The following is a 6,525-nucleotide window of genomic DNA, read 5'->3' as shown; positions in this document are numbered from 1 at the left end:
AGCTGATAGCTGATAGCTGATAGCTGATAGCTGATAGCTGATAGCTGATAGCTGATAGCTGATAGCTGATAGCTGATAGCTGATAGCTTTTACTAGGAGGTTCTATGTCTGATTTGGTTTTTTCTGATTCGTTTATCGACGGTGATTTTTATTCTACAAGCCAGCGTTTTAGCGTTGATGACCCCGCGACCGAAAAGAGTATTGTTGAAGTAAGTGATATAGATGAGCAAGGCGTTAATAGTGCAATAAAGGCAGCACAAGGCGCATTCATTAAATTAAAGTCAACCAATGCTACTGAGCGAAGTGAGACGCTCATGCGCTGGTATGATTTAGTCATAAAACACAAGCAAACCCTTGCAGAGCTGATGACCAAAGAGCAAGGTAAGCCGCTTAAAGAGTCATTAGGTGAAATAGATTACGGCGCTGGGTTTATAAAGTGGTTTGCAGAAGAAGCTAAACGCAGTTACGGCGATGTGATCCCCCCAACCGACGATACACATAGATTAACGAGCTTTAAGCAACCTGTAGGCGTTGTAGCAGGTATCACGCCGTGGAATTTTCCGGTTGCAATGGTAACGCGTAAAGTGGCGCCAGCATACGCTGCAGGCTGTAGTTTTGTGTCAAAACCTTCAGAATACACGCCCTTATGCGCACTAGCATTGGCGTATCTTGCCGACCAGGCAGGGTTTGTTAAAGGCGCTTTCAATGTGTTGGTTTCGCAAGATGCAAAAACAGTAGGCAAAATGCTGACAGACTCAGAAGTGGTGCGTAAATTTACTTTTACCGGCTCTACTGGGGTGGGCAAACAGCTGCTTTCGCAATGTGCTGATACAATTAAACGTACATCTATGGAGCTTGGTGGTAATGCACCGTTTATTATTTTTGATAATGCCGATATAGACGAAGCAATTGAAGGCCTTATGGCGGCTAAGTTTAGAAACAGCGGCCAAGCTTGTGTAGCTGCAAACCGCATTTTTATTCAGCGCAGTATTTTAGATGAAGTGCTTGATAAAATTACCCCTAAAGTAGCCGCGTTAAATGTGGCAAATGGGTTTGAAGATGGGGTAGATATTGGTCCGCTAATTTACCCAAAAGCCAAAGAGAAAGTGCAGCAGCTTGTGCAAGATGCACTTGATAAAGGCGCAAAGCTAATTGGGGATAACAGCGACTTAGGCGGCAGCTTTCAAAACCCGCTCATTGTGACTAACGTAACGACCGAAATGGATATATACCACGAAGAAGTATTTGGCCCGGTATTAACGGTTATTCCTTTTGATGAGGAAAGTGAGGTGCTAGCCCTTGCTAATGACGTTCCTTATGGCTTAGCAGCATATTTTTATAGCCAAAATATCAAGCAAATCTACCGTATTAGCGAAGGGCTAGAGTTTGGTATGGTTGGCGTTAATGAAGGGGTTATATCTAACCCTGTAGCACCGTTTGGAGGCGTTAAGCAATCAGGATTAGGCCGAGAAGGCGGCCATCAAGGGCTTGATGAATACCTTGAAGAAAAATACGTGTGTATCAAGGTTTAAGAAACGCTAAGACACTTAAACCATAAAAATTGGTTTATTCAGCACGGTTTAGGTTACTAATAGCTATTCGCTTAATTAAGTGATCTATATTGCGCATTGGTACAGGTTTATAACTACAGGCTACCTTTTTATTGCTAGATATAGGCCTTAGTGCTACATTTACGGCATAATTTTTGTTTAAAAGTAATCAAAAATAAAAAGAATTTCTACTTGTAGAAATAACCCGTGTGTAAATGCCACCGCAAGGTGGCATTTTTTATAGTTAGAGAAAGTGGAACTGACTTATTTTATAGGTGAATACCCTGGTAGCTTTGCTAGGTCAACAAAGTCTAATTGCTCGGCAATCGCATACTCTTTAATATAATTTTTATATACTTCAGATTCTACAAACACGGCAAAAATGTCCCGATCTAGGTGATTATCTTCAACCATACGTCCTAAAATTGTTAAACATTCACTCACCGGCTTTGCTTTTTTGTAAGGTCTATCTACGGCAGAAAGCGCTTCAAATATATCAGCAATAGCCATTAACCTTGCAGGTACCGACATTTGTTCTTTTGTTAATCCTTGCGGATAGCCTGTACCATCCAACTTTTCATGATGCCCAAGTGCATATTCAGACACATTACTCAAATGTTTAGGGAATGGCAGGGTGTCTAAAATATTTTTAGTTACATCCATATGGCGTTTCATAACGTCACGCTCGCCAAGGGTTAGTGTCCCCCTGCGGATTTGTAAATTTTCTACTTCATTTTCGCTCAGTAAAGGGGTTTCTTTGCCGTTAATCGTTAAGTGGTAATGTGATGCGATGCGGTCTATATTGGCAACATCTTCATCGGATAAAAACTCCCCACCGACATTGACTCTTTGTAAAAATGCTCGATCTAAAGAAAGCTGTTTTAATTCAGTATCGAGTAGACGCTCAAACTGAAGCACTTCTATGGGTCTATTGAGCTTCATCGCAGAGATAATCTGCTTTTGATAACTTATTTCTAAATCACGTTTAATGACCTCAAATTTAGCATCAATGTGTTCAATACGATCAAAAATAGTTTCAAGCTTAGTCGACTTTTCCATTATGTGATCAGGGGTAGCTATTTTACCGCAATCATGGAGCCAGCCAGCTATATCTAGTTCATGTCTGTCAGCATCACTCATTACAAAGTCAGCCAAAGGGCCACGGTCAATATTATGGACGGCGTCAGCAAGCATTAAAGTAAGCGCAGGAACTCGCTTACAGTGCCCGCCGGTATGAGGTGACTTTTCGTCGATAGCCATCGCAATGGTTTCTACAAATTTGGAAAATAGCTCTTCCATTCCTTTAATAAGGGTTGAGTTTGTCAGTGATATGGCACCTAAAGAAGCGAATGATCGTATAAGTGTGACGAGCTCATCGCTATAGGTGATGATATTGTCATGTTGATCTTTCACATTGATCAGCTGAATCACGCCAATAATATCATCAGTATGATCTTTGAGCGGGATTGTTAGCATAGACTGTGTACGATACCCCGTACGCGCATCCATATTTCGCGCAGCGCTCATATCAAAGGGCAGTGCCGCATATACATCTGGAATATTAATAATTTCGCCAGAGTTAACAGCATGAGCGACTATAGCCGTTTCGTTTTCTTTCCCGTTTATAAACAGATCTATATTAGGAAAGTTAACGGGCTCCCCTGAGCTTCCGCCTAGATAAAGGCCTAAAGATTTATTTATGACTGTTTCAAACTTAAGCTGTTTATCGTCTGTAATAGAGTAGATAGTACCTGCATCAGAATTAGAAATAGACATAACAACTTGCAAAATTTCTTCAAGAAGTTTACTTGCATCCTTTTCAGTTGTTAGCCTAATGCTAATATCAATAAAGTGATGAAGATTCGTTCTATCTTTAATGTACTCAGACATGTTGTTACTACTTTGTTTTGTGGATAAAGGCGCCATTCCAATCCTGTGCTAAATTTTGCAAATCGGTATTTTTAATTCGGTTAATAAAAATATGGTAAACATGATCACTCAATAAGGCCGTTTCACTCAACTCTTCAAATAGTGTCAGAGCGAGTTGCCAATTTTTATTATTGTAGTGCTGCATAGCAGTGAACGACTTTTTAATTTCAGATAGCTGGCTTTCGCTTATCTCAGCTACAAAGTTTATAGGCTCATACAGCTTAGTTGCATTTACTTTACCTACTACTTGTACTTTATCAATTAAGCGAAATGCAATATGTGGACAAGCAAGCATTGTTTCTTCAGTAACCAGAATAGCTACCCCGTAAAATTTGGTCAAGCTTTCTACTCTTGAGCCTAAATTTACTGCATCTCCAAGTACGGTATAGGCTTTTCTATAGACTGAGCCCATATCGCCAACATTCATCTCACCAGTGCTGATGCCCACACCAATACTCACAGCGGGAAGTTGCTGCTCGCTAAAGGCTTTATTTAAGCTTGAAAGACCTGCAACCATTGCCAAGGCGGCTTCAACACTGTGCCTTGCATGCTCACTGTCTTCAAGCGGTGCATTCCAAAAAGCCATAATCATATCACCCACGTACTTATCTATTGTGCCGTTATTATCAAAAATAACTTTTGTGGTTGCCGATAAGTACTGATTTAAATAATCACTTAATTGGTTTGGACTCATCCCTTCTGATAGCGCAGTAAAATTTCGTATATCAGCAAATAACACGGTCATATTTCGTTTTATACTTTGCTGAGTAAGTTGTTTTCGCTGGCGAATTAATTGTTCAATATGATCAGGGGGGACATATTGATTAAACATCGATTTAATTTTTCGGCTGTGCTTTAGTTCTGCTATTGAGCCAATAAAAACAAAGTAAGCGGCTAAAATAGAAATAAGTAATAGCGGCATAAATAGAGGCAGGCTAATTTTTTGTACTGACCACAAATAAAAATTAAGCAATATAACAAGCCCAGCCATACCCACTGAAAGTGTTACAATATAGCGCGCACTTTTACGAAAACTTAAAAGCGATAAGCAACAACCCACAAAGGTAATTAATAATAATGTGGCACCTAAAGCCCATGTAGGTTGAGTAGGTATAATCTCTGGGTGCAGTAGCCCTTCAAAAATATTAGCATGTACTTCTACCCCTGGGTATTGTAAACCCACAGGTGTGGCTCTTAAATCAGCTAAACCAATTGCAGAAGTCCCAATAAACGCTACGCTGCCCTCTAATTGTTGCTCAGTAACTTTTTTAGTTAATACGTCTGTGGCAGAGTAATACTTAAAGCTTTTAGCGCGGCCTTTATACGGGATAAAAATTTGGCCGTACTCATCTGTTTGTATCCAACGCTCATGAAATTTAATGCCTTCAAAGAAAGTCAAATCATCTTGGATGCTTGCACGCGTTTGAATACTATCTGCTAAGGTATATAAACGCGCAGCCTCAAGCGCAAGAGAGGGGTAGAGCTTACCATCTACTCGATTAACCAAGGCCGCTTTACGTATAAATCCATCGTTTTCACTATGGGCATTTATAAACCCGTTACCCGTGGCGCTACTTTGCAACATAGGTATATTAACCGTAGCGCCTAAAAATTGGGTTACCTGGGAGTTGCTTTGCTCGCTCTTTGGCCACACAACGCTCGAACTGGGTAAAGGGTTACGTTGTTTGTAAGCGTCGTTGTTTAACAAAAAACCTAATACGGTATCGTTACTATTAAGTGCTTTAGCAAAGGTGGCATCAGCGTCTACTTGGTGTTTAATATCATTTAACGCCAATTTATATGCACTCAATAAATCAGGGGCTCTTGATTGAATTTGGTTTACAGGGTTCACTTCTGGCTCAGAAAAAAAGATATCAAATGCGATAACTACTACCCCTGCCTCAGTGAGCTTATTTACTAAATCAGCCATTTTTGAGCGGCTCCAAGGAAAGCGCCCTTGTTCCAGCATCGTTTTTTCATCTATGTCGATAATCACAACAGTTTCGTCAAGCTGTCGAGGTGTATCAGGCAAAGTAAGCAATAGCCTAGAGTCGTAAATAATACCTTCGACCCTATTGAGCAGTTTGGCTAATGAACCACTAGAAAACAGCTCCACAGCCGCTATTAGCAGCGTAATGACTAAGCCTACAAATAGGTGTCGGTAAATTTTAGGGATATAAAGGCGAGAAATAACAGTTAATCCTTACTTGATGTAAACTCAAATGATCGGCCTTCTTTGGCACATTCAATATTAATTTGCTCGCCATAATTTGCTTGTAGTTGTGTTTCTATTGCTAACAGCTCGTCATCGGTTCTTGCTGGATCGTGACTTATAATTGCTAAGTTTTTTATACAAGCGTCAACAGCTAATTCAGCTACTTGCTTAAATGTGCTATGCCCCCAGCCATGCTTGAGCGGAAGCTCTTCGGTGGTAAATTGGGCGTCATGAATTAACAAGTCAGCACCTTTAATAAACTCAGCCCACTGGGCAAGGGTGGTTTTAACAACACCAGGCGGGGATAACTCGTTATCGGTTATATAAGCAATTTTTTTACCCTCAGCATGTACACAATACGCAGTGCCTCCACCAGGGTGATTTAACGGTGCGGTTAATACGTTAAAATTATTTATAGTAAAGCTTTCTTGGGTAGCGAATTGAGTGTTTAAGGTAATGTTTGCAGGTAAGTCTTGGTAACTAACAGGAAAAAACGAGCCTGACATTTGCATCAAAACAGCCTGCTTACTTTGCTCGTCTTCAACATCACCTACAACAATGGTTATATCGCGTTCGGCTTGGTAAATAGGCTTAAAAAATGGAAACCCTTGAATATGATCCCAGTGGTTATGTGTTAATAGTATAGCTATAGGGGAGGCGTGCTTAAGAAGCATTTCACCAAGCTGCACGATACCCGTCCCAGAGTCTAAAATAAGGCTATCACCATTTTTTTGCTCAATGTATACACATGAAGTATTGCCCCCAAATACACGTGTATGTTCACCTGGGGATGGCATTGACCCCCTTACGCCATAAAATTTAACTTTCATG

The 6,525-nt window shown here is 40.5% G+C and carries 4 protein-coding genes; 1 reads left to right on the top strand and 3 read right to left on the bottom strand.

What is annotated here, in order from left to right; genetic code table 11:
- The first annotated feature begins 104 nt into the window (after nt 1-104).
- Entirely contained in the window at nt 105-1,532 is a 1,428-nt protein-coding gene (locus tag AN393_RS16610) for an NAD-dependent succinate-semialdehyde dehydrogenase (protein ID WP_055018676.1), read from the top strand.
- A gap of 282 nt (nt 1,533-1,814) precedes the next feature.
- Here the strand turns inward: AN393_RS16610 and AN393_RS16605 are convergent, their stop codons facing one another.
- The 3 genes from AN393_RS16605 to AN393_RS16595 all read right to left on the bottom strand — a co-directional run bounded on the left by AN393_RS16605 (nt 1,815) and on the right by AN393_RS16595 (nt 6,524).
- Nucleotides 1,815-3,440: an HD-GYP domain-containing protein gene (locus AN393_RS16605; protein ID WP_408003155.1), complete on the bottom strand. Its 1,626-nt coding sequence runs from the start codon at nt 3,438-3,440 to the stop codon at nt 1,815-1,817.
- A 7-nt stretch (nt 3,441-3,447) separates the two neighbouring features.
- Nucleotides 3,448-5,595, bottom strand: coding sequence for a CHASE2 domain-containing protein (locus AN393_RS16600; RefSeq protein WP_235576213.1), 2,148 nt, complete (start codon nt 5,593-5,595; stop codon nt 3,448-3,450).
- Nucleotides 5,596-5,675: 80 nt separating this feature from the next.
- Nucleotides 5,676-6,524: an MBL fold metallo-hydrolase gene (locus AN393_RS16595; protein ID WP_200909048.1), complete on the bottom strand. Its 849-nt coding sequence runs from the start codon at nt 6,522-6,524 to the stop codon at nt 5,676-5,678.
- Nucleotide 6,525: the final 1 nt, after the last annotated feature.

This window comes from Pseudoalteromonas sp. P1-25, from assembly GCF_001401805.1.
Lineage (GTDB): Bacteria > Pseudomonadota > Gammaproteobacteria > Enterobacterales > Alteromonadaceae > Pseudoalteromonas.
Note: the sequence above shows the minus strand (reverse complement) of the source record. Positions and strands in the feature narration are given on the sequence as shown.

Coding starts and splice junctions, on each gene's coding strand:
- AN393_RS16605 (WP_408003155.1), bottom strand. CDS start 3,440: ATGTCTGAGTACATTAAAGATAGAACGAATCTTCATCACTTTATTGAT.
- AN393_RS16610 (WP_055018676.1), top strand. CDS start 105: ATGTCTGATTTGGTTTTTTCTGATTCGTTTATCGACGGTGATTTTTAT.
- AN393_RS16595 (WP_200909048.1), bottom strand. CDS start 6,524: ATGAAAGTTAAATTTTATGGCGTAAGGGGGTCAATGCCATCCCCAGGT.